The sequence below is a fragment of the Haloarcula sebkhae genome (assembly GCF_014647415.1).
In the GTDB taxonomy this organism is placed as follows: Archaea; Halobacteriota; Halobacteria; order Halobacteriales; family Haloarculaceae; genus Haloarcula; species Haloarcula sebkhae.
Genome location: NZ_BMPD01000001.1, coordinates 535,621 through 559,836, shown reverse-complemented (window position 1 = coordinate 559,836; position 24,216 = coordinate 535,621). Strand labels below are relative to the sequence as shown.

Below are 24,216 nucleotides of genomic sequence, written 5' to 3'. Positions count from 1 at the left end.
GCGTAGTTACAGCGTCGCCCTCCTGACGAGGACGGCCACAAAAACCGCCACAAGAACAGCTCCTATTATTGATTCTGCTCCCTGGAGTAAGCGGATTGAAGTAGTCGTGATCTCGAGACCGCTGGACCCTGTAGACGTGAAAGAACCTATGCTCAGAGCGACTGCCTCAGAGAATGAATTTATCGTGGTATTTGAACTCCCAGAAACATCTCGAACAGTACCCGAAATATAATACACTAATGACCAGACGAAAATAACTACGCCCGAAATTACCACCACTGGGAAATAACTCTCGCCATATCGAGAAGTAATACGTAGAAGAACCAATTTTAGCCATTGGGAGTAGTTCTGATTTGCCTTTGCCTTCTTACGCTGGGTATGGCGCTCCCTAATGCGATACCCTCGGAAATCATGCATCAGAGCATTTTGGCGGAGTAAATTCTGATACATTCTGTAAACCCGAATCGCATTATCCAAGAGCTCAGTATCTGTTTTATTTCTCTCCTCTGAAAGCCTTCCACGGTTTCTGAGTCTGCGGAATCCAGGACGAAGGCGTTGATAGAACCGCCGATTTTCTATTTCTCTCCCTCTCTGCTTCCAATCAACATGGTCCAAACTGTCCTCGCCACAATCCATTTCTACCATTCTATCGGCGCGTAATTCGTAGGGAGAATACGATCCGAGGCTGGTTTCACTATTGATTCTAGTTGAAGAGGTATGCACATCGTGTAACTCAGCCCCTGCTAAGTCAGCATCCCGCAGATCAGTTTGTACTAAAAGACAACCTCTGAGAATGACTGAATTTAGGTTTACTTCAACTAATGAAGCGTGGGAGAAATCAGCCCCATTTAAAATAACGTCGATAAATGTGTTGCCGTCCTTGAAAGTCGTACTGGCCATATCTGCGTCAGAGATACATGAGTCAGAAAATGTGCAGTTAGTCAGAAGGGAATTGGAAAAATCCACATCGTTAGATTCTTGCAAATTTATAAAACAAACACCATCAAACACTCCATCTGATATTTTTACAGATGAGAGTCTCACTTGTGAAATATGCACAGTCTCGAATGTGCCATCGCACAACTTTGATTCAGTAATTTCACCACCACTTATTTCAACATTGTCCAATTCCGGAGATTGATTAGCCACGATCGCTTCAGCTTCGATTGTCTCAATATTTGATTCAGCAAGTTCAAAGGTTGAGAAGTCGCTCGATTCTAGGTCAGCCGATACGATATCAGGACCATCTACAATTAGACCGCTTTGATCCTGAACCTGCCGTATAGTCAGCGATTCAATCTTTGCTTCGGGACTTCGCCCTTTGAATTCAAATTCTGTATTTTCACAAGATGATGCAGAAAACTCGACGTTTTGTGAGGGGATATATAGAGTTATATCCCCTTCATCAAGCTGTTTGAAATTCACACGACATCGCTGATCCTCTTTTTCTGGCGGCTCGAAGTGGAAATTTCCACTCTCAATTAAATTATACTGGAAAGAAATGTCTGCGTCTGATATCTTTTCAAAGGTGGGGGAGATGATTTCAACATTATTAAAATCTACTGCAATGGTTCCTCCTATTATATTGAGGTTTTCTGCCTTGCCTCGCTGAAACTCCGTACCTGAAAGTTCTGGATTTTCAAGTGAGATATTTTTAATATCGCACTCTCTGAGTTCCGCATCTGAAAATATAGTTTCATTATATATACCACGTAAAAATTTAACATCTCTGAGATTTGACTCTTTCCGCTGAACCTGTACTGAAGATTTATCAGTTTCAGACCTCTCGCGAATGTTACGTGTCCCAGCACTAAAGTCACAATGTGAGAGATTAGTTCTATTAAAAACAATATTATACAAATCAGAACCTTGGAAGTCAGTATTTCTCAAGTCACACTTGATAAATTCCAAACCACCGATTACGCTGAATCGGAAATCCGAATCTACGAACCCGACACGATCAAGTTCAATTCTTTGCTCCGGTAAATTGGTCTTGGAAAAGTCGAGATTCCTAAATTCAGCACCATTGATGTCACTACCCGAATCAAGTCCCTGTAGTGAATCAACAACTTCTTCGGCAGATTTGTTCTCACTTGGAGTATGCCAAATGCACCAATCAGACCCGGTTTTGGCATCTCTTTGACAGTCATATGTCTCAGTATATCCATTTTCTGAAGCAGACACATCAAATGAACATATATCAGACATAATATTCCCACATGCTCCTAAGGATATCTTCTGTTGTCGAGGCGTTCATTTATTTACTTTACCCTCCAATCATGTACAACAACGGTTTGTGAGTCACTTGTCCTTACTTGAAAACACGGCAAGGTCGTTCGATTTTATGTTAGATGTGTCCCTAAGTGCGACCCAAACAAAGAACCCTAATTCCTCTGATCACTCTCACTGCTATGTCTTCCTAATCTCGCCGTCCATGGAATATATCCTTCCCGCCTCTTTCAGTATTCCAATATCACGCTTCAGTAACTCTTGCTCGAATTGTACTTTCTCAGCGATATCGTCCACTGTTGCACCATCCAATTCTCCTACCAAAGTAAGAATCGTCTCACGGCGCTCACGTTGATCTTTCGACTGCCCTGTCTCAATGATATCGGCATCAAACTCGCCGCTCTCGGGATCATAGCCAACCTGCTTCATCGACTTCGTCACAAGCTTAATCGCCCGCTCTACGTCTCCAATCTCCACAGTATCCGACAGACGAACCCGTGCACTGGACTCGGCGAGCCGCTGTATCGCTTCGACCTTTCGGAATGTGACGGGAATAGGTGAATCGTCGTCTTGCTCACCAGTCCCAGCTCGGAACTCGATGAAGAACTGCTTCAGTCGCTCCGCTACTTCGTTGTCCTCAATGATTGGCCGACAGGTCTGCTTGGCGTGAGCGACGTAGGCCCGCATCACTGACCGGTCTATCGCGGGCTCGACCCGTTCCTGCTCCTCTTCACTCAGTTCTTCACCCCGAGTGTGGCGGCCCGCAGCCTGCCGGCTCTGGACCATGTGTTCAACGACATCCGCATCGTCCTCTCGATCTGGCTCATCGGATACCATGAACATCAGATCGAACCGAGAGAGTAGCGTCGGACCCATATCTATCTGCTCTCCTTTCGGACGGTAGCGCTTGAAGCGTCCGTCCTTCGGATTCCCTGCCGCCAACAGGGAAGTCCGAGCGTTCAGCGTGGCGTTGATACCAGCCTTGTTGACGTGGACCTGCTGACTCTCCAGGGCGTCGTGCATCGAAGACACGGCGTCGGACTGCATCTTGTCGATCTCGTCGACACAGGCGGTACCGCCGTCAGCAAGCACCAGCGCGCCGGCTTCCAGCCCCCACTCGGTATCTCCGAAGTCGTCCGATACAGCCGCCGCAGTCATTCCTGCCGCGGTCGCCCCCTTCCCTGAGGCATACGTCGACCGCGGGGCTATCTGGTCGACGTAACGGAGGAACGTGGACTTCCCACAGCCCGGGTCACCGAGGAGGAGCATATGCCAGTCCCCGCGGTCACGGCTTCCGTCCGGGTACTCGTGGGCCCAGCCGCCGAAGAGCTGCAGCGCGACGGCCAGCTTGACATGCTCGTCGCCTCGGTGCTTTGGGTTGATTGAGTCGACGAGTAGCTGATACGGGTCACCGTGTTCTCCATTGGCGATGGCTTCGATTTCGTCTATGTACTCGTCGACGTTGACATCGTCGTAATCGCTCTCTTCTTTCACAACTGAGCGCGCGTCGAGGTTTGTGTCGAAGTCGAGCCCCTGGTCGGCTCCGGGCTCTTCGATGTCGAGAATCCCGGTCAGAACCACCCTGTCACCGGCATCGAAGACTTCAATCAGATCCTCTTCGAGGTGCGCGTCGACGCTTTGCGCTTCTCCGCCGTTCGTTTTTTCCGGCGGTTGCTGGATACGGGCATACTGGTGGTCGATCCAGCTACTGGCCCTCGCATCGAGCGAGAATGGCCCTTGTCGTTCGCACCCTTGGCACTCGTGCGGTTCTTGCAGACTCTCGCCGTGCTGTGGGATTTCGGTCTGGGTCCCACACCGCTGGCACTCCCACACGGCTTCTGTGAGGCGGGGCTTCACATCGGACACCTTCTGGACCTGTCCCCGGATGTCGAGCAGTTGGCCAATGTTCTCGTGACGAGACACACCGGAGGGGTCGAAGACGTGCATCTCCGGGAGATTGTAGATGCGTACATGGGCGTTGTTGAGCTCGACTGCTACCGGCAAGTCGTAGAGGCGAAGCGCTTCCTCTAGGTGTTCCTGCATCTCCTTCGGATGGTTCCGTACGTCGTCGGCGAGATCGGGGTCGAACCGGTACAGGTCGTCGTAGTCGACGTGGAGTGACTTCTGTTCTCGGGGGTAGCGTTGTGCGAGCTGTGCGATCTCTTCCGGGTAGTAGTCCCGGAAGAATTGTATCAGTTCTTCGGTGAGTTCGTGATTTTCGGGCATCGGTGATTTCTGTGAAGTCTTCACAACAGCCGCGGAGGCTGTTGATTCGTCTTGACTGCGAGCGGTGCGAGCGGTTTGCAAGCGTACTAACAGCTAATCGACAGTTGTTTACACAACCGTCCTACCCTGCAAACTCTAAGGGTTCAGACGGTTTCGTTCAGACTGACCCAATCCGGTGGGGGCTTCCCCCATCGCATCTGTTGTGAGGACTTCACAGATTCTCGCCCTCCCGATCAGCCGTGTACTTCCGGGGAACGCTTCCAGCGTCGAGATCGAGCCGTAGCTCTCCGTTCGTGTACTGCAGCGCGTCACTATCGATTAGCCGCGCCGCGCGCTCCATGTCGCGGTAGATCGTCGTCCGGTCGATGTTCGGGTAGTGGAGTGCTTCTTCAGCTTCGTCCCGGTCGACGGTCGCTGCAGGCGGCTCGTCTCGCCGCTCACGCGCTTTTGCCGCTCTGTGAAGATGCTGGACCAGCGTGACCGCGCGCTGTTCACCGGACATCTTGTCGGCGTTCTCGACGACTTCGAGGATGTCGGTGCGCGCGTCGAGTTGTGCGACTTCCGCTTCGAGTTCGTCGATCCGTTCGTCGCGCGCTTCCAGCTCGTCCTCTAACTCCGCGCGTTGCTCTCGCTCGTCGTGTAGTTCCTCACGGAGACCCGAGACTTGCGTTGAAAGAGCGTCGAGCCGAGCTTCCAGCGCTTGAACGGTGGTTTGGAGACTCTCGCCTCCGGGGTTCGCGTCGAGAGAAGTGCCCTCGCTGTCGGAGTCCGAATCGGTCACGCCGACCACCCCCTGACAGACCCCCGGCTAAGGGGGGTTGTCTTTTGGGCATCTAAACCGAGAAGGGTATGCCGCCTCCCGGATTTGAACCGGGGACAGCTCGATCTTCAGTCGAGTGCTCTCCCAGTCTGAGCTAAGGCGGCGCGCACTCCAATCGATGACGAGGGTAGAAAAAAGCATTTCGAAAGCGGGCGCAGGTTTTGTCGCATTCGTCGGGAGGTTTGACTGCCGATTACGGGAGAAACAGGTCCGCGCTGTCGAACGTCTCGCCACAGTCGTCGCATTTGTACTCAGTGCCATTGGTCGTCGAGACGTGCCCGCTACAGGCCGGACACGTCGAGCCGTCTATCATGCCACGCACTACCACCACTCCGGATATATGGATTACGGGCGACTATCAATCGAGATAGACGCCCTGATATCCGGGCTACGATGGTGCGCGCGACTGGCAGGCATCGAATCCACAGGGACCATCCGCCCGTCACGTCTGTTCGTCGCAGGATGGGTCCGGGCGGATTCGAACTGAAGGAAGACTCACCGCGTTCGTCTTCCAGGGTTCGAATCACCATCTCCAACACAGACACCGCTGGCTCCGCGTTGCACTCGTCGCAGTCGGTGTCAGAAGTGGGTCCGGGCGGATTCGAACCACCGGCCTCGGCCTTGTAAAGGCCACGTCATAACCAACTAGACCACGGACCCGTATCCCACCGTTTTCCATCGGCAGGAATAACGCTTTCTCTCTCGGTCGACAGTGGGCACCGACAGTATTACCCACGGCCTGCCCTTCACACGGGGTATGCAGCGCCCCGCCGTAGTCGTGCTCGGACTTGTGGGCCTTCTCGTCGCCGCCGCCGTCGTCCTCCAGACCGGCCTCTGGGTCGAGGTGCTGGGAACCGACGAGTACGAGGAAGGCACAGTGACGGTCCGGGAGGGATCGGAGGCGGCAGTGACGCCGACCGCGACACAACCCTCGACAGCGACTTCGACGCCGGAGACGACCATCGCGGCCCGTGAACAAGAGACTAGGGAACCGCTGGGCACGGTCGAGGTTCGCATCGCACAGACATTCAATCAGCGCTATGTCGGCCTGAGCGAGACCGAGTCGCTCGGTCCCGACGAGGGCATGCTGTTCGTCCACGACGAGGCGGGCCAGCACACCTACGTCATGCGGAACATGTCGTTTCCGCTTGACATCATCTTCATCGACGCCAACGGCACTATCACAACCATCCACCACGCGCCGCTCCCGCCGGAGGGGACCACTGGGAGCGACCTGACGGGCTACGAGGGGCGAGGAAAGTACGTCCTCGAAGTGAACCGCGGATGGACGAACCGGACCGGCGTCGAGGTCGGCGACCGGGTCGACCTGCCGCCCGAAGCCACGTAGCCCGACGGCCTTTTGCAGGTTCGGCCCCTGAATTCGACAATGGATTTCGACGCGGGTTCGGACGATGACGTGTTCGAAGACGCCAGAGAACGCGTCGACCGACCGATGCTCCGATTGTTCACCGGCTACGGCCGGGGCCAGTTAGGGGCGTTCGTCGTCGGCCTGTTCAGTTCTATCGTGGCTCGGATGTTGGACCTGCTGCCGCCGATCCTCTTGGCACTGGCTATTGACGCTATCTTTCTACAGGAGGCCGAATACGGCCTCTTCCTAGTTCCCGACGCCTGGATTCCCGACGGGCAGGGGCCACAGTTGTGGCTTACTGCTGGCATCATCGCCGCGTCGTTCGGCCTCGGGGCCATCTTCCACTGGAGTCGGAACTGGGGCTGGAACAAGTTCGCCCAGCACGTCCAGCATGCCCTCCGCACGGACACCTACGAAACGATGCAGCGGCTGAACATGGACTTCTTCGCCGACAAGCAGACCGGCGAGATGATGTCGGTGCTGTCGAACGACGTGAACCGGCTGGAGAAGTTCCTCAATGACGGCCTGAACTCCGCCTCGCGGATGATAATCATGGTCGTCGGCATCGCCACGTATCTGTTCTACATGAACTGGCAGCTGGCGCTGGTCGCGCTGTTGCCGGTCCCGATTATCGCCGTGTTCACGAAGCGGTTCATCGACGTCATCCAGCCGAAATACGCCGAGGTCCGGTCGACGGTCGGCAAGCTCAACTCCAGACTGGAAAACAACCTCAGCGGCATCCAGATAATCAAGACCGCCAATACGGAGCCTTACGAGGCCGACCGGGTTGAAGACACTTCTGAGGACTACCTTGACGCCAACTGGGACGCCATCGAGACGCGTATCACCTTCTTCCCCGGCCTCCGACTGGTCTCGGGCATCGGCTTCGTCGTCACGTTCATCGTCGGCGGACTGATGGTCACCGGCCAGGCACCCGGGCCGCTGACGGCACCGCTCTCCCGCGGGCAGTTCGTCGCGTTCATCATCTACACGCAGCGGTTCGTCTGGCCGATGGCCCAGTTCGGGCAGATAATCAATATGTACCAGCGGGCCTACGCCTCCGCCGAGCGCGTGTTCGGGTTGATGGACACGCCCGGCCGCCTCGAAGAGGCCGAGGACGCGCCGCCGCTCGATGTGACCGAGGGGCGCGTCGAGTACGACGACGTGTCTTTCGGCTACGACAGCGATGACGAGCCGGTGCTTTCGGACATCTCGTTCGAGGCCGACGGCGGCGAGACGGTCGCCCTCGTCGGCCCGACCGGCGCGGGGAAGTCGACCGTCCTGAAGCTCCTGCTTCGGATGTACGACGTTGACTCCGGCGCGGTTCGCATCGACGGCCAGAACGTCCGGGACGTACAGATACAGAGCATCCGCCGTGCCATCGGCTACGTCAGCCAGGAGACGTTCCTGTTCTACGGCACCGTCCGGGAGAACATCGCCTACGGAACCTTCGACGCGACCGAGGAGGAAATCGTCGCCGCCGCGGAGGCCGCCGAAGCCGACCAGTTCGTCCGTAACCTCCCGGACGGCTACGACACGATGGTCGGCGAGCGCGGCGTCAAACTCTCGGGTGGCCAGCGCCAGCGCATCGCCATCGCGCGGGCGATCCTGAAAGACCCCGAAATCCTCATTCTCGACGAGGCGACCAGCGACGTGGACACGGAGACGGAGATGCTCATCCAGCGGTCGCTCGACGACCTGACCGCCGACCGGACCACGTTCGCCATCGCCCACCGCCTCTCGACGGTGAAAGACGCCGACACGATTCTCGTCGTCGAGGACGGCCGTATTGTCGAACGCGGGAGCCACGACGAATTGCTCGCCGCCGATGGCCTTTACGCCAACCTCTGGGCGGTCCAGGCCGGCGAAATCGATGAACTCCCCGATGAGTTCGTCGAGCGGGCGATTCAGCGACGGGCGCGGACGGATGCTGATGACTGAAACGGTGAGAACGCAATGTTCGAACCGTCAGTTATCAGGAGTTGCCGACGACTGAAGCGGCGAGGGCTCCATGCCCAAGCTGTCAATGGTCGGCAGTTGCCGACGATTGAATCGGCGAGGAATCCATGTTCGAGCCGTCTGGCCTTGCTAACAGCCAATTCTCCGGAATAAGCCGGATTGAAACAGCTGGTCGCTGAAGGGAGCATCTTTCACAGAACCAAGTTCTCTCCTGTCACTCTGGTCTGGTAGTGCTAGCTAAGTCCCATCCACGGACTATAGCAGACTCTCACAGCTTAGGCAGTAGTTCCGCCGCTACCGTCGACCGCCTCTTGCGTGACAAACAAATACGAGACGACGAATGAGACAGCAAACAGCGGCGGGAGAGCCAGGACCTGCATCATCGGATCTGGCGGTGTGACGAACGCGCCGGCCACGAACGCCAGGAGGACGGCCAGCGAGTAGGCAGTGGCAACCCGCTCACGCCGGTCGGCTGGCTCCGTGCGCGGCTCCCAGTCGTTTCGGACGTAGCGGAGCCAGACGTAGTAGACCAGCCCAAAACCCGTAGAGAGAAGCAGGAACATACCGATCACTGACCCGTTGCGTGCTCTAGCCTCTGCACGGGCCCAGTATCCCAGTGCGATGAGATTCCCAATGTAGATGACGACCGTAAGCGCTAGAGTAGCACTCGCTAAAGGCTGTTCAGCGGCAAACGGGGCGAATTGCACAGGTCTCAGTCGTTTTTACATAAGTATAGGCTTTCCGTGAGAAGAGAGGCACCGCCGCTGGGTTAACAGTGAATAGCCCAAGACACCGATTTCTATCCGGCTGGGCACAAACGATTATTACGTATTGTATTGTAATGATATCACATGGCAACCACGTACCTCGCTAGCATGGGGATAATGGGTGCATTAGTGGTGGCGGTGGTCGCATGGATGGTCCGCGTGCGTGGCTGGTATCAATACAGTCCGAGGGCGTCGACGAACGGTTGGTCTCCGGCGAGCGACCGCGAGAGTCGCTTCGAGACGTACGCCGACAAGCCAATGGTCTGGGTCGGCGCGTTCGCGGTGCTGGTCATCGGCCTCCTGGTTGGTGTCGTCGCGTCTATCTCCGGCCCCGTCGAGACCCAGTCGATAGCGGGACTAGCGGTTGCCGTGGTCGGCGGGGCGGGCCTCTGTGGCTACCTGCTGTTTGGGGTGTATCTTTCGGCGACACGCCGGGGACACCCTCGCTCGCTGGCGGTCGCCGAGTCCGCGACTGTCGCGGGCGTCCTCTTTCTCATCGCGGTCGGCTTCCAGCTTGTCGGGGCCTAAGCCACTCACAGTATCGAGTACGCAGCGGCCCCAGTCAGTGCGAGCGCGGCGACAGTCCCGCCCAGCACGAGGTACGTGACGGCGCGGGGTTCCCAGCGGAGATGTTGGTAGTACGCGGCGACGCCGACAGCCTTGACGACCGACAGCACCATGATGAGCGCGAAGGCAGCCCAGTAGGCGCTGTCGACGAGGCCGGCGAACTCGACGACGGCCTGTGCGGTCGCGAAGGTGAACAGTACGACGTATATCGCGGTATAGCCTTTCCAGTCCATTGTTCTAGAGGATGTAAAAGAGGGGGAACAGGAACAGCCAGACGATGTCGACGAAGTGCCAGTACAGCCCGAAGTACTCGATGGCCCTGTCGTCGCCCTGGTAGGCCCCGTTCCAGGCCCTGACGGTCATGTATGCACAGATGATGAGTCCGATAGTGACGTGAGCGCCGTGGAGCCCGGTCGTCAGGTAGAACGTCGACGATGCGATGTTCGTCGAGAGGTTCCACCCGCTCGGGAAGGTCTCTGTGCTGATGTGGAACAGGTGGTTCCACTCCAGTCCCTTGTTGATGAGGAAGCCGACCCCGAGCGCGAACGTTCCGGCCAGCGCGGCAACGGTCCCGCGCTTGCTCTCGCGTTCGGCGGCGACCATCGCCAGCACGACGAGGAAACTCGACGTGAGCAACAGGTACGTGTTGATGAGGCCGGGCATGGTCACGTGCTCGGCGGGAATGAGGTCGTGGTGCCAGGCCGTCCAGCCGTAGGCGACCCGGACGAAGGCATACGAGCCGATGAACGCCCCGAACAGGACGATGTCGCTGGCGAGGAACGTCCACATCCCGAGTTTCATCTTCTCGACGCGCTCGAAGGGCCACCGCTCTGCGATGGCCATCTCCGGCGCGTGGAACGGCTCGCGGGTCATCCCGACGAGGGACCCGATTGTCGCCACTCCACCGGCGGCCGCCATGGTCAGGTAGAACACGCTCCCCGTCCGCACGCCCGAGAGCCCGAGGAACGTGATGAACCCGCCAAGGCTGACGAGGAACGGCCAGAAGCTGGCGTGGTTGGCATGCTCCTCGCCGCTGACCTCGTGGGCCGATTCCATCGCGGTTGCCGTCGTTGCGGCTCTCGCTGTCACCGCGCCGCCGTCCGTCGCGGTCCCGCCGTCGGTCGCCGCGTGGCCATGCGCCGCGGCTCCGGGCGCACGCTCGGTGCGCTCAACGACCGTCTCGTCGTCGAGGAACTCCAGTTTCCCGGTCGCGTAGCTCGGGACCCCGGGGAAGTTCTCTAACGGCGGCGGCGAGGAGACAGCCCACTCGGCAGAGGTGGCGTATTCCCAGGGATTCGGCCCGACATCTTCGCCGCGCCAGAGACTCACGAAGAGGTTGTAGAACATGATGAGGAAGCTCGCCCCGAGAATGAACCCGCCGACGGTGGCCATGGTGTGCCATATCTGCAGGCCGTCGGGATAGACGAACACGCGACGGGGCGTCTCCCAGGCGATGAACATCGGGAAGTACAGGAGATTGAACCCGAGGAAGTAGACGCCGAACTGTATCTTCCCCAGTCGTTCGTTGTACATCTTCCCGGTTATCTTGGGGTACCAGTAGTACAGCCCGCCGAACAGCGCCGTCGCGCCCGCGACCATCACGTAATGGAAGTGCGCGACGACCCAGTAGGTCCCGCGGAACTGGTAGTCCAGCACGATTGCGCCGAGGAAGACGCCGGTGATGCCGCCAATGATGAACAGGATGAGCGCGCCCAGCGAGAACAGGAACGGCGTCGTGAACCGGACCCGCCCCTTCGCCATCGTGTAGATGAGTGAGAACACCATCAGGTCGAAGGGCAGGGATATCCCGATGGTCGTCGCCATGAAAATAGTCTTGATTGGGAGGTTGATGCCGGTCAGGAACATGTGGTGCATCCAGACGACGAAGCTCTGGAGCGCCACCAGCACCATCGAGATGATGAACCACTTGCGGCCGACCAGCCGCCGGCCGGTAAAGGTCTGGAAGCACTCGGCCATCACGCCAAGCGCGGGGAAGAAAACGATGTACACCTCCGGATGACCGAAGAACCAGAACAGGTGTGCCCACAGCAGCGACGCACCCGGGTTGTCCGCGTCGGTCGCCATGGTCGTCCCGTCGATGGAGTACTGGAAGTAGGTCGTTCCGAGGATGTGGTCGGAGGCGAGTATCATCAACGCCGCCAGCAGCGCCGCGAAGGCGAACAGCATCATCCAGACGGTGAGATTGATAGACAGCGAGAAGATGGGGATGTCCCGCATCCGAAGCCCTTCGGCGCGCATGCGGTACATCGTCGTCAGGAAGTTCACTGACCCCAGTGTCACCGCCGCCGTGAACATAATGAGCGCCAGCACGACCGAGGTCGCCCCGAGTCCCTCGCCGGGGATGTACGCCGGCGTGTTCAGCGGGGCGTACATGGTCCACCCGCCCGCGAAGGTAGTCCCTTGGAAGAAGGAGACGCCCATCAGGATGCCCGAGAACAGGTACAGCCAGTACGACAGCGCGTTCAGCCGCGGGAAGGCGAGGTCGTCCGCGCCGATCTGCAGTGGGACGACGTAGTTCGCGAAGCCGAAGGCAAAGGGCGAGATGAACCAGAACACCATCAGCAGGCCGTGGGTCGATACCGCCTGATTGTACCCCATCGACCCTAGCAGGTCAGCACCCGAAGAAATCAGTTCGAGGCGAAACAGCAGGGCGAGGGTGCCACCGAAGACTAGGAAGAACAGCGCGGTGATGAGATACAGCACGCCGATGTCCTTGTGATTGGTCGTGAGGAACCACCGGCTAACCGACGATTTGGGCGGCAGGCCGTGGTCGTGGCTCATGCGGGCGCACCTCCGAGGGCGGTCGCCTCAGTCGCGATTCGCTGGCCCGTCTCGTTGCCGCTTGCCGCCGTCCCGTTCGTCTCCGCGTACCACTCCTCGTACTCGTCCTGTGGCATCACAACCACATCCGTCGTCATCAGCGAGTGGCCGCTGCCACACAGCTCGTAGCACTTCGCGGTGTAGGTCCCTGTCTCGTTGGCCGTGAACCAGGCCGACGTGTACTGGCCCGGGACGGCGTCGGTCTTGACTCGTAACGCCGGTATCCCGAAGTTGTGGAACACGTCCGTCGAAGTCACCTGTAACCTAACCACCCGGTCCTGTGGCACTCGGAGTGTGTTGGTCGTGTGCCCGTTCGGATACACGAAGTCCCAGCCGAAGCGGTACCCTTCCACGTCGATCTCCAGCGCCTCCTCTTGGGCCGGATCGGGCCCCTGCTCGATGTACAGCAGTTGCGAGTACGTCCAGGCGATGAGCGAGACGACGATGATGGCGCTGATGCTGAACGAGTAGAACACCTTCCGGCCGCCCGTGCCGCCGGTCGGCATCTCTCCCATCTCGGGCCGCTCGACCTTGTCGGCGTACGGGTCCGTTTCACCCCCGTCATCGCGGTACTTGAGTGCGTGGTACATCGTGTACGCCACGACGACCACCCCGACGGCCGTTCCCAGCAGCAGGAACACCTCGAAGATCTGGTCGAACACCGCACTGGGTGCCCTGACGTCGCCACCGTGCATGGGGAACACAACCGTGGCGTATGTTATCAAGGATACCGCCATTTCTTCATGATTCTTCCCACCCTGTAATAGGTATTGCGGTCAGACAGTTGACATATACCCTTCGCTGGCCTAACGTGTGCGGGAACTTTTTTATTTACTGGCATGTTACAACACACCATGGAAGACACGTCATCCGGCGTCGAGGACCCGCCTATCAACGACGACGGCCTCACAGAGGTCGAGGAGTTCGATAGCCTCGCTGGGATTCTTGCCGACGGTGTCATCGGTGCTGCCGGTGGGCTGGTCGGGACAGCGATGATGTCGGTTGTCTTCCTCATCGCCCAGTCACTGGGCGCGTTCAGTCTCGACGACTTCGCAATCCTCACCGAACTCGTGGGCCTGACCGGCTACGTCCCGGAGGTACTGTTCGGTTTCTTCATCTTCCTCGGCGGCGGGATGTTCCCGTGGCCGTTGTTGTTCGCTTCGCTGAAAGCGTACCTTCCGGGCCAGTCTGATCCCGTCAGCGGTGCGTTCTTCGGCGGCGCGATGTGGACCGGGTTCGTGCTCGCCTTCTACACCGGCCAGTCCGGACTCATGCTGGTACTGTACGCAGTGTTGACGCTCGTCGCCCACGTCGTCTACGGCATCGGGCTCGGCGCGGTGTTCAACTACTTCTCGACGCGCCCGGACTCTATCGTCTGAGACGGCTTGCTGTCGCGTTCGAGCGATAGAACGGCGTCGTGACTCCCGCCGCATCAGGTCCAACACGCTGTGATGCCGGTGAAAAAAAGCCGCTGGACGACGCGAGCGACACGCTGGTCGCAGGCAGACTGAGGTAGGTCCGCCGGGACGTGGCTGTCCCGAACTCAGGCTTCCGCTTCCGCGTCGGCGTCGCCGTCCGCCTCCGCGTCTGCTCCGTCTTCGCCCTCGAACTCTTCGAGCGTGCTGCGAAGCTGTGGAATCGTCGCCGTGAGGTCGCCGACCTGCTCGCGGGCGTCGTCAACGTCGTCGATGAGGTTCGCGATGGTCTCGATCTCCTCGGCGAGGTCGTCGGCATCCTCGAAGGCGTCGGCGCGTTCGCCCATCGTGTACCACTTCTTCGCGTCGCGGAGGTGGTCCTCGGCGTCGCCCACGTCGAGCGCTGTTTTGAGCGAGTTCAGCACACCGAGCGTGTTGTCGGCTTCCACGTCCCAGACTGAATCGGCCTCGGGGAGCGCCTCGCGAGCCTTCGCGAGCGACTCCTCGACATCCGTGCGCATTTCGTTGGCCGCCTCTCCGAACAGTTCGTCGTCGTCCAGACTTGACTGACTCATACGGGACCGTTGGTACGGTGAGGGATTAAAAGCCCGCCTGAAAGTGAAAGTGAAACCGCAGGACGTGACCGGTCGGTAATTCTTGAAACCGAAAAGCCGTTGTAGCTACTCGGCCCGGATGTCCGAGCGCACCTCGGGAATCGGGTCCATGTCGGCGTCGATGTCACCCAGCACGAGCATCGCGTAGTACCGGAGGAACGTCGTTAGCGGGACCTGAACGAGCGCACTGAGAACGATGAAAACCAGTCCGCCAACCAGGCCGATACCGCCGGCCAAAACGATTCCGACAGTTCCCTGAACAACGAGATACAGTGCGAACGCGGCGAGCCCGACCGGAATCCCGACGACGATGAGTGCGATGATGCCGAAAATCGCGCCGACGATACCGACACCGATCTGGAGGACGATGGAGAAAAACAGATAGGCGAGGTACTGCTTGGGTTGGCCTTTTATCGAACCCCAGAGCCGCGACCACCCGGAGAGAACGCCGTCATTATCTGCCGTCATCAGCGGCACGACAAACACCGTGGTGAACCCGAAGACGATACCGTAGCTTATCGCGAGCACCGCGAACACGGCGATGAACAGCCCCGACAGCGCGAGGACGCTCGACGCCCCGACGTTTGCGGCCTCACCACCAAGCGTCAGGAAGAAAACGGCTACACCGATTACGAACGCGACGCCGAGCCAGACAATCCCGAGGACAAGCCGAAACAGGAACAGTCGAATGCCGTCCCCGACGTGCTCACTGAAATACCGGCGGACGTGTATCTCGCGGTCGATGAGCGCCTGGGTCAATACGAACTCCATGAAGTTACTCAGGATGCCGTACGCGAGCGCTAGCAGGATGACAAGGCCGATAACGGCGAACACGAGGAGCCCAGCCCCGGCGAGTAGTTCGTCCGGCGCACCGGACGGGACACCGGGTCCGGAGACTTGCATGGCGAGGTCCCCCGGCAAGGACAGTACAGTTTCAAGCGGTGTGGCCAGCTGAAAGTCGCTTCCAGGACCGCTTGGGCCGCCGTTCCCGCCGAAATCACCGAAGTTGCTGAACGACTGGGCGTTGTTCAGCCCGACACCGCCACCACCGATGAAGAACACGACGAACGCCATCCGGAGCCACATCCATTTCTCGAACGGGAACAGGAACGACTTCGTCGCATCGATTGCGTCGTCGATATCGTCGACTGCGTGGAGGGCCATATCGGAAGTCTCACAGCCCCCTCTGGTAAAATTTTCGGGCCTGTGTCAGTGATTCAGGCTTCCTTCCGGCCATTCATTCCTTCACTGCGTCGACCTGCATCAGCGGGTAGCCGTCCTCCATCGCCATGCTCGTCTCGACTGTGACGCCCTCGTATCCGATACGCATCTCGACATTGATGAGCCGCCCGGTGAGTTCTGTGTAGTCCGCCCCGCCCTCGGCGATAGCGTCTTCCAGTGCCTCCGTGCGGACGCTGACGGTGACCGCCTCACAGAACGGCTGGTTCTCGATGGCCTCCTCCATCGCCGCTGCGAGCGAGTCAGCGCTATCCGGGCTGATCGGCGTCCCTGCGAACTGGTGATACAGCGATCCGAACTTGACGCCCGCTTCGAAACACGCCTCCTGCGGAGCTGTGGGTTCCATACAATCGGTCCGGCTGGGCGACACAAAAGCGAACCGCAAGCTACCTATTGCGTGCGACGTATGCTCTCATACGAATGGACGACCCGGTTCTGCTCACCGGCGCTGGCGGCGCTGTCGGGGCGGCCATCCTCGAAGGACTCGAGGACGCTTACGAGTGGAAACTCATGTTCCACAGCCCACCCGCCGAGGAGCCCGACCACGAGTACCTCGTCGGGGACGTGTCCAGCGAGGGCGACGTGGCCGCGGCGATGGACGGCGTCGGCGCCGTCATCCACCTGGCTGGCGACCCCCGGCCGGAAGCCCCCTGGGACTCCGTCCTCGAAAACAACATCGACGGCACCCAGAAAATGTACGAGGCCGCTGTCGACGAGGGCGTCGAGAAGTTCGTCTTCGCCTCCTCGAACCACGCCGTCGGCTCCTTCGAAACGGACGAGCGCACGCCCGAGATGTACCGTCCGGACGACCAGTATCGCCTCGACGGGACGGAGCTCCCACGCCCAGGCAACCTCTACGGCGTCTCGAAAGCGACCGGCGAGGTACTGGGCCGTTACTACCACGACCAGTACGATCTTTCCGTCTGTAATATCCGCATCGGCAACCTCACGCGGGGCCACCCGCCGATCGACTACGAGCGCGGGCAGGCGATGTGGCTCTCCTACCGGGATTGCGCCCACATCCACGACTGTGCGCTGCAGGCCGATTACGAGTACGAAATCGTCTACGGCATCTCCGACAACGACCGCAAGTACTACTCCATCGAGCGCGCCAAGGACGTGCTCGGCTACGACCCACAGGACAACTCCGCGCACTTCGACGGCGACGAACGGGTCGCCGAACCGGAGCCATAGCCCCTCCTACTCCGCTGTCGCCCGCTACCCCGAACCGTCGAACAGCCCACGGACGTCGTCGTCTTTCTGCTGTTCTAGTTCGACGTGGTCCAGAAGCCGCTGGTAGACGACGGGCCGCTGGTCGCGCTCGCGCACGAACGAGAACAGCATCCCGGCGAACTGCGAACCGCCGTCGCCGTCGAGTTCACTCCGTGCGCGGGCAACAGCGTCAGCGACGACAGCCTCGTCGTACCGGCCAGTCTCCGCCAGTACCCCGGCGACGATGGCCGTGGCGTCGAAATCCAGCGCGTCGTACTCAACGGCTTCGCCCTCGTGTGTCAGCGTCGGCGGGTCCGTCGCCGCGTGGTGGGGGTCAGCCGCCGTCGCCACGAGGAACGCCCGGACCTCGTCTACCGCCACGCCGTGATACGGGTCTGACAGGCCGTCGAGGTACTCCGTCGCGCTCTCAGCCAACCCCTGCGCGCCTGACCAGTTCTCCTCGCTGGCGTGGTGGACGACTGCGGTGAACTGGATAAGGCCGTGCAGGAACCGCTCGTCGTCGCCCGCATCGAGGTCTAGCCAGTACTCTTCCCACGCGTCGTGTGCGGCGTGGTATCGGCCTTCGTTGTACACTGCGATGCCGGCACGGAGATGGTCGCGCACACGGGTGGATTCGCCTCGCGGCCGGAAAACCACATCGGCACCCGTATAACAGAACTGATTTGTCACCGACACCGCAAGTCAGCATATGCCACGATCCTGGCGTCGATGGCTGTTCGGTGCGGCCGGCGCGTCCGCCGTGACGGTCCTCGCCTGGCAGTTCTTGGTCACCGATCCCGTGCTCCTGTCGACGTTTGCCCTGACGTTGTTCGCCGCTATTGTCGGCCTCTACACGCAACGAAACGCGCTCCCGATATTCAGCAGGGGCGGTACTTGGGGTGGGGCCTTCGCCGGCGTCACCACCTACGTCGTCGTGACGCTCCAGCAGCAGCTTGCGCTCCCCGGGGATCAGGCGTTCGTGGTGACGCTCACCGTCCTCGGCCTCACGTCGTTTAGCCTGGCCGTCGGGAGTGCGTTGACGATAGTGTCGACCGACAACGGGACGACTAGCCGTGACGGAAACGACCGGACAGAGGTCTGAACGGTAACAGACGGTCGCCCCGGCTGTCGCTCGGTGGTTTGCGTCGGCAGAAACGTCCGGACGGAGTTCCACGCGAGCATCGCGAGCGTGGAGCACGTCCGGTCGTGAACAAAGTGAACGTCCGGACGGAGATTTGAACTCGCCGAGAAATGCTCGCTTCGCTGCGCGTTCCTCGTCTGCTCAATTCTTCGCTGTCCGTCATCTCTCTTCGCGGTGGCGAGCACACGCTATGCGTTGCTCGCCGGTCTGCTTCGTGAGAATGACGTCCGGACGGAGATTTGAACTCCGGTCCCTGGCTCCGCAAGCCAAGAGGATAGTCCACTACCCTATCCGGACTCATATCGAGAGAGGGTGGTGCACCTAAAAAGGGTGACGATTCGCGTACCGTCACGCGACTGGTAGGCACACGTCGCTACAACACTGGTTTGAGCGACCGGGAGAGCCTTTCAACTAGAATACATTATGGCAAATATGAAACGCCGACAACTCCTGCAATACGGTGGTCTCGGTTGTTCGATAGCGCTTGCTGGCTGCTTTGGTGGGGCTCCCGGGAGCGGGGAAACACCCACGGTGGGTGCGAGTGAAACCCCAAGTGTGAACGAGACGACATTCAGTATTATCAGGCGACAGTCCGGCTCACAGATAAGCTCAGCAACGGTGGCTTTCGACGGGAATCAGGTCGTCGTTGATGGAACTATCTGGGGGTCTAACGGGTGCAAAACGGCCGACTTGACAGACATATCGTATGATACGAATGCCAATAAGCTGAGCCTCAGCGTTGGGACGACAGAGATGCCAGATGCCGGCGATATGTGTGCGCAAGCAATTATGGAAATCAACTACCGGGCTACGGTGACGTTTGAGAACGGGCTCCCTGACACGGTGTCTATCTCTCACGACAGTGGCGATGGCCTGAACCCTGTGACAACGGCGACACCCTAAGGGCTACCCGCGCCGTTTTCACTGTGGTAGAATGTGAGCCTCTGCTGTCGGGCCAGTGGACAAGGCTTTATATCCCATCGCATGACCACCTTCGAGTAATGGACAGGATACCATCGAAATCGACCGACAGCGGCCGCTTGCTCGCCCAACGACAACGCTTAAGCGCGCCCCAGCCCAGCGTCCCATAGATAGATGGGTGCGATAGAGGACATTTACGAGGACTTAGAGACGGACGTCCCCGAGGAGGAGTTCCGCGAGGCCGTCGAGGAGAAGGTCGAGCAGATGGGTGGGCTCGCCGACGAGGAGACGGCCGCGATGCTGTTGGCCCACGAACTCAACGAGAACGAGGTCAACGCCATCGCCGATATCGAACCCGGGATGGACGAGGTCAAATTCCTCGCCAAGGTGATGGCCATCGGCGACCTGAAGACCTTCGAACGCGACGACGAGGACGAGGACGGCCGGGTGATCAACGTTGAAGCCGCCGACGAGAGCGGCAGCCTCAGGCTCGCCTTCTGGGACGGCCAGGCCGTCGACATCGACGAGGGGCAACTGGAGGTCGGCGACGTGCTCCGGGTCAAAGGTCGGCCGAAGGACGGCTACAACGGGCTAGAGGTGTCCGTCGACAAGGCGGAGCCGGACGAGGACGCCACAATCGACGTGGAGCCGGGCGCTGGTTCGTCCATCGACGCGCTGACGATGGGCCAGTCCGACGTGACGCTGCGCGGGCTCGTGCTCGACACCGACTCGATCCGGACGTTCGACCGGGACGACGGCAGCGAGGGCCGCGTCTCGAACCTCACACTCGGCGACGAGACGGGGCGCATCCGGGTGACGCTGTGGGACGACCGGGCCGACCGCGCCGAGGAACTTGATGCCGGCGCGGCCGTCGAAGTAATCGACGGCTACGTCCGGGAGCGGGACGGCTCGCTGGAACTCCACGTCGGCGATCAGGGGGCTGTCGACGAAGTGGAAGACGACGTGGCTTTCGAGCCCGACGCGGACCCAATCGCGGAAGTCGAACTCGAAGAGACAGCCGATATTGCTGGCGTCGTGCGCTCGGCCGATCCCAAGCGGACGTTCGACCGCGACGACGGCAGCGAGGGGCAGGTCCGGAATGTCCGCATTCAGGACGCGACGGGCGACATCCGGGTGGCGCTGTGGGGCGACAAGGCGGACAAGGACATCGCACCGGGCGACGAGGTCCTCGCGGCCGATGTCGAGATTCAGGACGGCTGGCAGGACGACAAGGAAGCGTCGGCGAGTTGGAACTCCACGATTGTCGTGCTTGACGACGGCGCCGATCTGGCGACTGGTGGCGCGGGCGGCGGGGCCGGCACCGAGACAACCGACGCCGAGCACGCCGGCTTGTCATCCTTCGGCGGCGGGGGAGACGACACTGACGACAGAAGCGGCAACGAGACGGACGACACTGACGCCAGCAGCGGCGACGAGACGGCCGCCGTCAGCGCTGGCACCGGTGAGACCTCTCCGGACGGTGGGGCACAGAGCGCTGGCCAGCAGGTGGAGTTTACCGGCACCGTCGTCCAGACCGGCGACCCGGTCGTGCTCGACGACGGCGAGCAGACGATGAGTGTCGAAACCGGCGAGCGCGTGCAGTTAGGGCAGGAGGTAACGGTCCGTGGTGAACTCCGTGACGACCGGCTCCACGCTGAGGACGTGTTCTGAGTCGCCGAGCGACGCTACGGAAACTCTTAAGACCGCAACACTCCCGGGTTTGGGTATGAGTGTCGAGCTACCGTTCGCACCGGTGGATGCGGTCATTCGGCGGAACGCGGACGGGCTCCGGGTGAGTGCCGACGCTGCGGAGGAACTGGCTCGTCGAATACAGGACCACGGCGCGTCGCTTGCCGTCACGGCTGCCACGGAGGCCACCACGGACGGGCGAAAGACGCTGATGCCGGCCGACTTCGGTATCGAGCGGGTTCCGGAGAAGGACGGCCTCGAACTCCCCGTCGCGCCGGTCGACCGCATCGCACGGCTCGACATCGACGACGACTACCGCGTCGCCATGGATGCCCGCGTCGCGCTCGCGTCTATCCTCGAAACGTACGCCGACGACACGGCCGCCGCGGCCGCCACGTTGGCTCGTCACGCTGACCGTCGGACGATCAAGGCAGCTGACGTCGAAACGTACTTCGAACTCGAACAGTACTACTGAATGAATTTCGGCTACCGCGAGGTCTGTCTGGACCACGACACCGGCCCGCGACATCCGGAGAGTCCCGACAGACTTCGAGCGATACGACGAGCGCTCAAGGAAAACCACGGGGTCGAGTACGTCGCCGCCGATGACGCCGATGTCGACCTCGTGCGCGAGGTCCACGACACCGACTACATCGCGGAGTTCCGCGAGTTCTGCGACGACGGCGGCGGGAACTGGGATGCCGACACCGTCGCGGTCGAGGAGACGTGGGACGCCGCACTCGCCTCAGCTGGCCTCGCTGTCTGGGTGGCAGAAGCCGCGCTTGACGGCAACACCGGCCGCGACACGCCGTTCTCTCTGGGCCGACCACCCGGTCATCACGCCGTTGGTGACGACGCGATGGGGTTCTGCTTCATCAACAACGCGGCCGTCGCCGCACAGGCGGCCCTCGAAGCCGACGCCGACCGCGTCGCCATCTTCGACTGGGACGTTCACCACGGGAACGGCACACAGGACATCTTCTACGACCGCTCGGACGTGTTCTACGCCTCGATACACGAAGACGGGCTCTACCCCGGGACGGGTGATATCGAAGAGACCGGCAAAGGCGACGCCGACGGCACGAACCTCAACGTGAAGTACAAGCCCGGTGCTGACACCGCTGACTACCTCGCCGCAATCGACGAGTGTATCGCGCCGGCGATAGAGGACTACGACCCCGATCTGCTGCTCATCAGTGCCGGCTTCGACGCACACGAACACGACCCGATCTCACGGATGCGCGTCTCGACGGAGGGGTACGGCGCGATGACCAACCGGATGCGCTCGCTCACAGACACCTGCGACGCCGCGCTGGGGATCATTCTCGAAGGCGGGTACGGACTCGATACGCTCTCAGATTCGGTTACAACCGTTCACGAAGTCTTCGACGGCTACCAGCCGATGGAGCCGGACGATGACGTCAGCGACGACGCCCGCGATGTTCTCGATGCGCTCGCCGATCAGGGCTTCGGCTCGAAGTAGCTCGCTAGGTCGACGCCAAAGCCGTCGGCAAGCGCTGCGATGTCTGTGCCGACCAGTACCTCGTACCCGGTTTCCAGTGCCGACTCGATCCGCGGTCCCAGCCCAACGTCGTAGATGGCATCACTCGACAGGAACCCAGTAGCTGTGGTGAATGCCCGTGGCCGCTCGACGACGTAGCGGTCGCCGTCGATGAACGGACCGGCCACGTCGGGGTCGTCGTCGTACTTCCCGAAGAACCCGCTCGCGTGTTCGCGGACGTGCACCGGCGGTCCCTCGTGGCGCTCGACAGTCGGCCGTTCGGCGACGGCGAATTCGAGCAGCAGGACGGCGTCCCGCTCCTGCCGCTCCGTGTCCAGCGGTTCCGCCTCACCGCTGTCGTCCTCGACGAACGCAGCCGATCGCAGGACCTCGAACTCACGTCGGTCGAGTTCGCTACGGAGCCCGTCGAGGGACTTCCGGAGCTGTGGCCAGAGCTGGTCGTCGACGACATCCGGGGCTGCGAAACGGAGCGCGACTGGCGTCGTCTCCCGCCGTGACACTGCGGCCTCAACGTCTGCTGCTGCGAACGGGTCCGGGTCGTCCTCGGTGAACAGCGACGCCCGCGGCTCGGCGAGGAGGGTCCGGGCGTGGTGCTGGAGCGTGGCGACGTTCGCTTCGGACAGTACCGCCGCGACGTTGCGCTCCGGGTCCGTCGGGTCGATGACGACCAGCGGGTCGTCGAACGTCTCGCTCCCGTGGCTCTCGGGGTCCAGCCGAACCGGCGGGTGCCAGTCCGCGACTGCCTCGACGAACGCCCGGAAGCAGCCGTACTCAAGCACCAGTAATTCCATCAAATACCCAGAGAACCCCTGTGTCCGGAGGTCGCTCCCGTAGACACCGATGCCTTTCAGGAACTGTTTTGCCACCCGGACCTCGCCAGCGCTATCGTCGTCGAGACGCTCCTGCAAATATCTGGTATGGAACGGCGTCCGATCCACCGCGGACTGGATCTCGGTGGCGTCCTCGACCGCATAGCAGGGCACCAGGTCCACGGCATACCCTTCGCGCTCGCCGACGACGTAGGGGTGCTCGGCGTACTCCTCGCGCCCATCGGGCAAGACATCGTGCCCGACGGCCAGCCCGTACTCCTCCAACTGCTCCCGATCGAGAGACGGCGGAAAGCAGACAAACACGTCCACGTCTCGGTCCCCAGCGGTCCACGTTCCCCGTGCCGTCGAGCCGACCTGCACGACCTCAGCCCCGACCGGGAGGTCGGCGATGGCTGCTTCGGCGTCGGCCATCACCGCGTCGGCAACCCGCTGTAATTGCGCTCGTTCGTCGTCAGTGGGCGAGACCCGCGCTCGCACCGTATCGACGACGGCGTCGAACTCATCGCTCATACCGCCGCTTGCGCACAAGTGCGTGAAAGCGTGTCGATGCCGACTGGAAACGAAAGCCCTAATTACCAACTCTGGCAATGACTGAATGCGTTCGCGCCGCCGTAGCTCAGTTGGTAGAGCACCTGGTTGTTACCCAGGTTGTCCCAGGTTCGAGCCCTGGCGGTGGCGTCATTCTTTCACTCACTAACCGACGAGCGCTGCGACTCTGCTGCTATCGGCTTCTACGGCGCTGGAGCGTGAACATACGAGCGATGTATTGACACTCTGTATCGGCCAGTTGTATCTCCGAACCCCACTACTCCAACCCGACAGGCTAAAGATGCGGACTCATCAACACCATTCTGA

At 60.4% G+C, this 24,216-nt stretch carries 22 protein-coding genes and 4 tRNA genes; 11 read left to right on the top strand and 15 right to left on the bottom strand.

The genetic code is table 11. The annotated features are described in order from the left end of the window. Window positions 1-6 precede the first annotated feature (6 nt). The 5 genes from IEY38_RS02930 to IEY38_RS02910 form a co-directional block, all read right to left on the bottom strand. Window positions 7-2,184, bottom strand: a complete 2,178-nt coding sequence (locus tag IEY38_RS02930) for a pentapeptide repeat-containing protein (protein ID WP_188975197.1) — start codon at window positions 2,182-2,184, stop codon at window positions 7-9. Between the two features lie 225 nt (window positions 2,185-2,409). Then, entirely contained in the window at window positions 2,410-4,455 is a 2,046-nt protein-coding gene (locus tag IEY38_RS02925) for a minichromosome maintenance protein MCM (RefSeq protein ID WP_188975194.1), read from the bottom strand. A gap of 211 nt (window positions 4,456-4,666) precedes the next feature. After that, complete coding sequence (locus tag IEY38_RS02920) at window positions 4,667-5,236, bottom strand: hypothetical protein (RefSeq protein ID WP_229775209.1); 570 nt, start codon at window positions 5,234-5,236, stop codon at window positions 4,667-4,669. A 69-nt stretch (window positions 5,237-5,305) separates the two neighbouring features. Beyond that, window positions 5,306-5,379, bottom strand: a tRNA-Phe gene (locus IEY38_RS02915). Window positions 5,380-5,861: 482 nt separating this feature from the next. After that, a tRNA-Val gene (locus IEY38_RS02910) sits at window positions 5,862-5,935 on the bottom strand. Between the two features lie 97 nt (window positions 5,936-6,032). Here IEY38_RS02910 and IEY38_RS02905 point away from each other — a divergent pair. After that, window positions 6,033-6,623, top strand: a complete 591-nt coding sequence (locus IEY38_RS02905) for a DUF192 domain-containing protein (RefSeq protein WP_188975190.1) — start codon at window positions 6,033-6,035, stop codon at window positions 6,621-6,623. Window positions 6,624-6,662: 39 nt separating this feature from the next. Then, on the top strand, window positions 6,663-8,585 hold the full coding sequence (locus IEY38_RS02900) for an ABC transporter ATP-binding protein (protein ID WP_188975188.1): 1,923 nt from the start codon (window positions 6,663-6,665) through the stop codon (window positions 8,583-8,585). A gap of 293 nt (window positions 8,586-8,878) precedes the next feature. Here IEY38_RS02900 and IEY38_RS02895 read toward each other — a convergent pair whose 3' ends face one another. Further along, window positions 8,879-9,166, bottom strand: coding sequence for a DUF7534 family protein (locus IEY38_RS02895; RefSeq protein WP_229775208.1), 288 nt, complete (start codon window positions 9,164-9,166; stop codon window positions 8,879-8,881). A 288-nt stretch (window positions 9,167-9,454) separates the two neighbouring features. On the opposite strand from IEY38_RS02895, the gene IEY38_RS02890 reads away from it, so the two are divergent. Beyond that, window positions 9,455-9,898: a hypothetical protein gene (locus IEY38_RS02890; RefSeq protein WP_229775207.1), complete on the top strand. Its 444-nt coding sequence runs from the start codon at window positions 9,455-9,457 to the stop codon at window positions 9,896-9,898. A gap of 5 nt (window positions 9,899-9,903) precedes the next feature. On the opposite strand, the gene IEY38_RS02885 is transcribed toward IEY38_RS02890, so the two are convergent. Genes IEY38_RS02885 through coxB form a run of 3 tightly spaced genes read right to left on the bottom strand, consistent with a single transcriptional unit; the run spans window position 9,904 to window position 13,473 of the window. Then, entirely contained in the window at window positions 9,904-10,170 is a 267-nt protein-coding gene (locus IEY38_RS02885) for a cytochrome C oxidase subunit IV family protein (protein WP_188975184.1), read from the bottom strand. A 4-nt stretch (window positions 10,171-10,174) separates the two neighbouring features. Beyond that, a complete protein-coding gene (locus tag IEY38_RS02880; protein WP_188975182.1) occupies window positions 10,175-12,739 on the bottom strand; it encodes a cbb3-type cytochrome c oxidase subunit I in 2,565 nt (854 codons plus the stop codon). Beyond that, window positions 12,736-13,473: a cytochrome c oxidase subunit II gene (coxB, locus tag IEY38_RS02875; RefSeq protein ID WP_390182256.1), complete on the bottom strand. Its 738-nt coding sequence runs from the start codon at window positions 13,471-13,473 to the stop codon at window positions 12,736-12,738. Before coxB ends, IEY38_RS02880 begins: the two co-directional genes overlap by 4 nt. A gap of 159 nt (window positions 13,474-13,632) precedes the next feature. Here coxB and IEY38_RS02870 point away from each other — a divergent pair, with 159 nt between their 5' ends. Continuing rightward, entirely contained in the window at window positions 13,633-14,157 is a 525-nt protein-coding gene (locus IEY38_RS02870; RefSeq protein ID WP_188975178.1) for a DUF6789 family protein, read from the top strand. A 164-nt stretch (window positions 14,158-14,321) separates the two neighbouring features. Here IEY38_RS02870 and IEY38_RS02865 read toward each other — a convergent pair whose 3' ends face one another. The 3 genes from IEY38_RS02865 to IEY38_RS02855 all read right to left on the bottom strand — a co-directional run bounded on the left by IEY38_RS02865 (window position 14,322) and on the right by IEY38_RS02855 (window position 16,392). Continuing rightward, window positions 14,322-14,768: a DUF5790 family protein gene (locus tag IEY38_RS02865; RefSeq protein ID WP_188975176.1), complete on the bottom strand. Its 447-nt coding sequence runs from the start codon at window positions 14,766-14,768 to the stop codon at window positions 14,322-14,324. A 105-nt stretch (window positions 14,769-14,873) separates the two neighbouring features. Further along, entirely contained in the window at window positions 14,874-15,971 is a 1,098-nt protein-coding gene (locus IEY38_RS02860; protein ID WP_188975174.1) for a DUF7544 domain-containing protein, read from the bottom strand. A gap of 73 nt (window positions 15,972-16,044) precedes the next feature. After that, entirely contained in the window at window positions 16,045-16,392 is a 348-nt protein-coding gene (locus IEY38_RS02855) for a dihydroneopterin aldolase family protein (protein WP_188975172.1), read from the bottom strand. A 74-nt stretch (window positions 16,393-16,466) separates the two neighbouring features. On the opposite strand from IEY38_RS02855, the gene azf reads away from it, so the two are divergent. Further along, a complete protein-coding gene (gene azf / locus IEY38_RS02850) occupies window positions 16,467-17,240 on the top strand; it encodes an NAD-dependent glucose-6-phosphate dehydrogenase Azf (RefSeq protein ID WP_188975170.1) in 774 nt (257 codons plus the stop codon). Window positions 17,241-17,264: 24 nt separating this feature from the next. On the opposite strand, the gene IEY38_RS02845 is transcribed toward azf, so the two are convergent. Then, a complete protein-coding gene (locus IEY38_RS02845) occupies window positions 17,265-17,882 on the bottom strand; it encodes a DUF309 domain-containing protein (RefSeq protein WP_188975167.1) in 618 nt (205 codons plus the stop codon). A gap of 85 nt (window positions 17,883-17,967) precedes the next feature. Between IEY38_RS02845 and IEY38_RS02840 the strand changes: the two genes are divergently transcribed. After that, entirely contained in the window at window positions 17,968-18,360 is a 393-nt protein-coding gene (locus IEY38_RS02840) for a hypothetical protein (RefSeq protein ID WP_229775206.1), read from the top strand. Window positions 18,361-18,623: 263 nt separating this feature from the next. Here the strand turns inward: IEY38_RS02840 and IEY38_RS02835 are convergent. Next, window positions 18,624-18,696: transfer RNA gene (locus IEY38_RS02835), tRNA-Arg, on the bottom strand. Window positions 18,697-19,152: 456 nt separating this feature from the next. Between IEY38_RS02835 and IEY38_RS21215 the strand changes: the two genes are divergently transcribed. The 4 genes from IEY38_RS21215 (at window position 19,153) to IEY38_RS02815 (ending at window position 22,492) form a co-directional block, all read left to right on the top strand. Continuing rightward, window positions 19,153-19,302 (top strand): hypothetical protein, encoded by a 150-nt coding sequence (locus IEY38_RS21215; protein ID WP_229775205.1) that lies wholly within the window; start codon window positions 19,153-19,155, stop codon window positions 19,300-19,302. A gap of 192 nt (window positions 19,303-19,494) precedes the next feature. Then, window positions 19,495-20,991: a single-stranded DNA binding protein gene (locus IEY38_RS02825; RefSeq protein WP_188975163.1), complete on the top strand. Its 1,497-nt coding sequence runs from the start codon at window positions 19,495-19,497 to the stop codon at window positions 20,989-20,991. Window positions 20,992-21,046: 55 nt separating this feature from the next. Then, window positions 21,047-21,484 carry a histone gene (locus IEY38_RS02820; RefSeq protein ID WP_188975161.1) on the top strand — a complete coding sequence of 146 codons (438 nt, stop codon included), beginning with the start codon at window positions 21,047-21,049 and terminating at the stop codon, window positions 21,482-21,484. Then, window positions 21,485-22,492, top strand: coding sequence for a histone deacetylase family protein (locus IEY38_RS02815; protein ID WP_188975159.1), 1,008 nt, complete (start codon window positions 21,485-21,487; stop codon window positions 22,490-22,492). It abuts the gene before it with no gap. Here IEY38_RS02815 and cca read toward each other — a convergent pair. After that, complete coding sequence (gene cca, locus IEY38_RS02810; RefSeq protein WP_188975157.1) at window positions 22,471-23,871, bottom strand: CCA tRNA nucleotidyltransferase; 1,401 nt, start codon at window positions 23,869-23,871, stop codon at window positions 22,471-22,473. The two genes, IEY38_RS02815 and cca, sit on opposite strands and share 22 nt — an antisense overlap. A 95-nt stretch (window positions 23,872-23,966) precedes the next feature. Between cca and IEY38_RS02805 the strand changes: the two genes are divergently transcribed. Next, window positions 23,967-24,039, top strand: a tRNA-Asn gene (locus tag IEY38_RS02805). Window positions 24,040-24,216 lie beyond the last annotated feature (177 nt).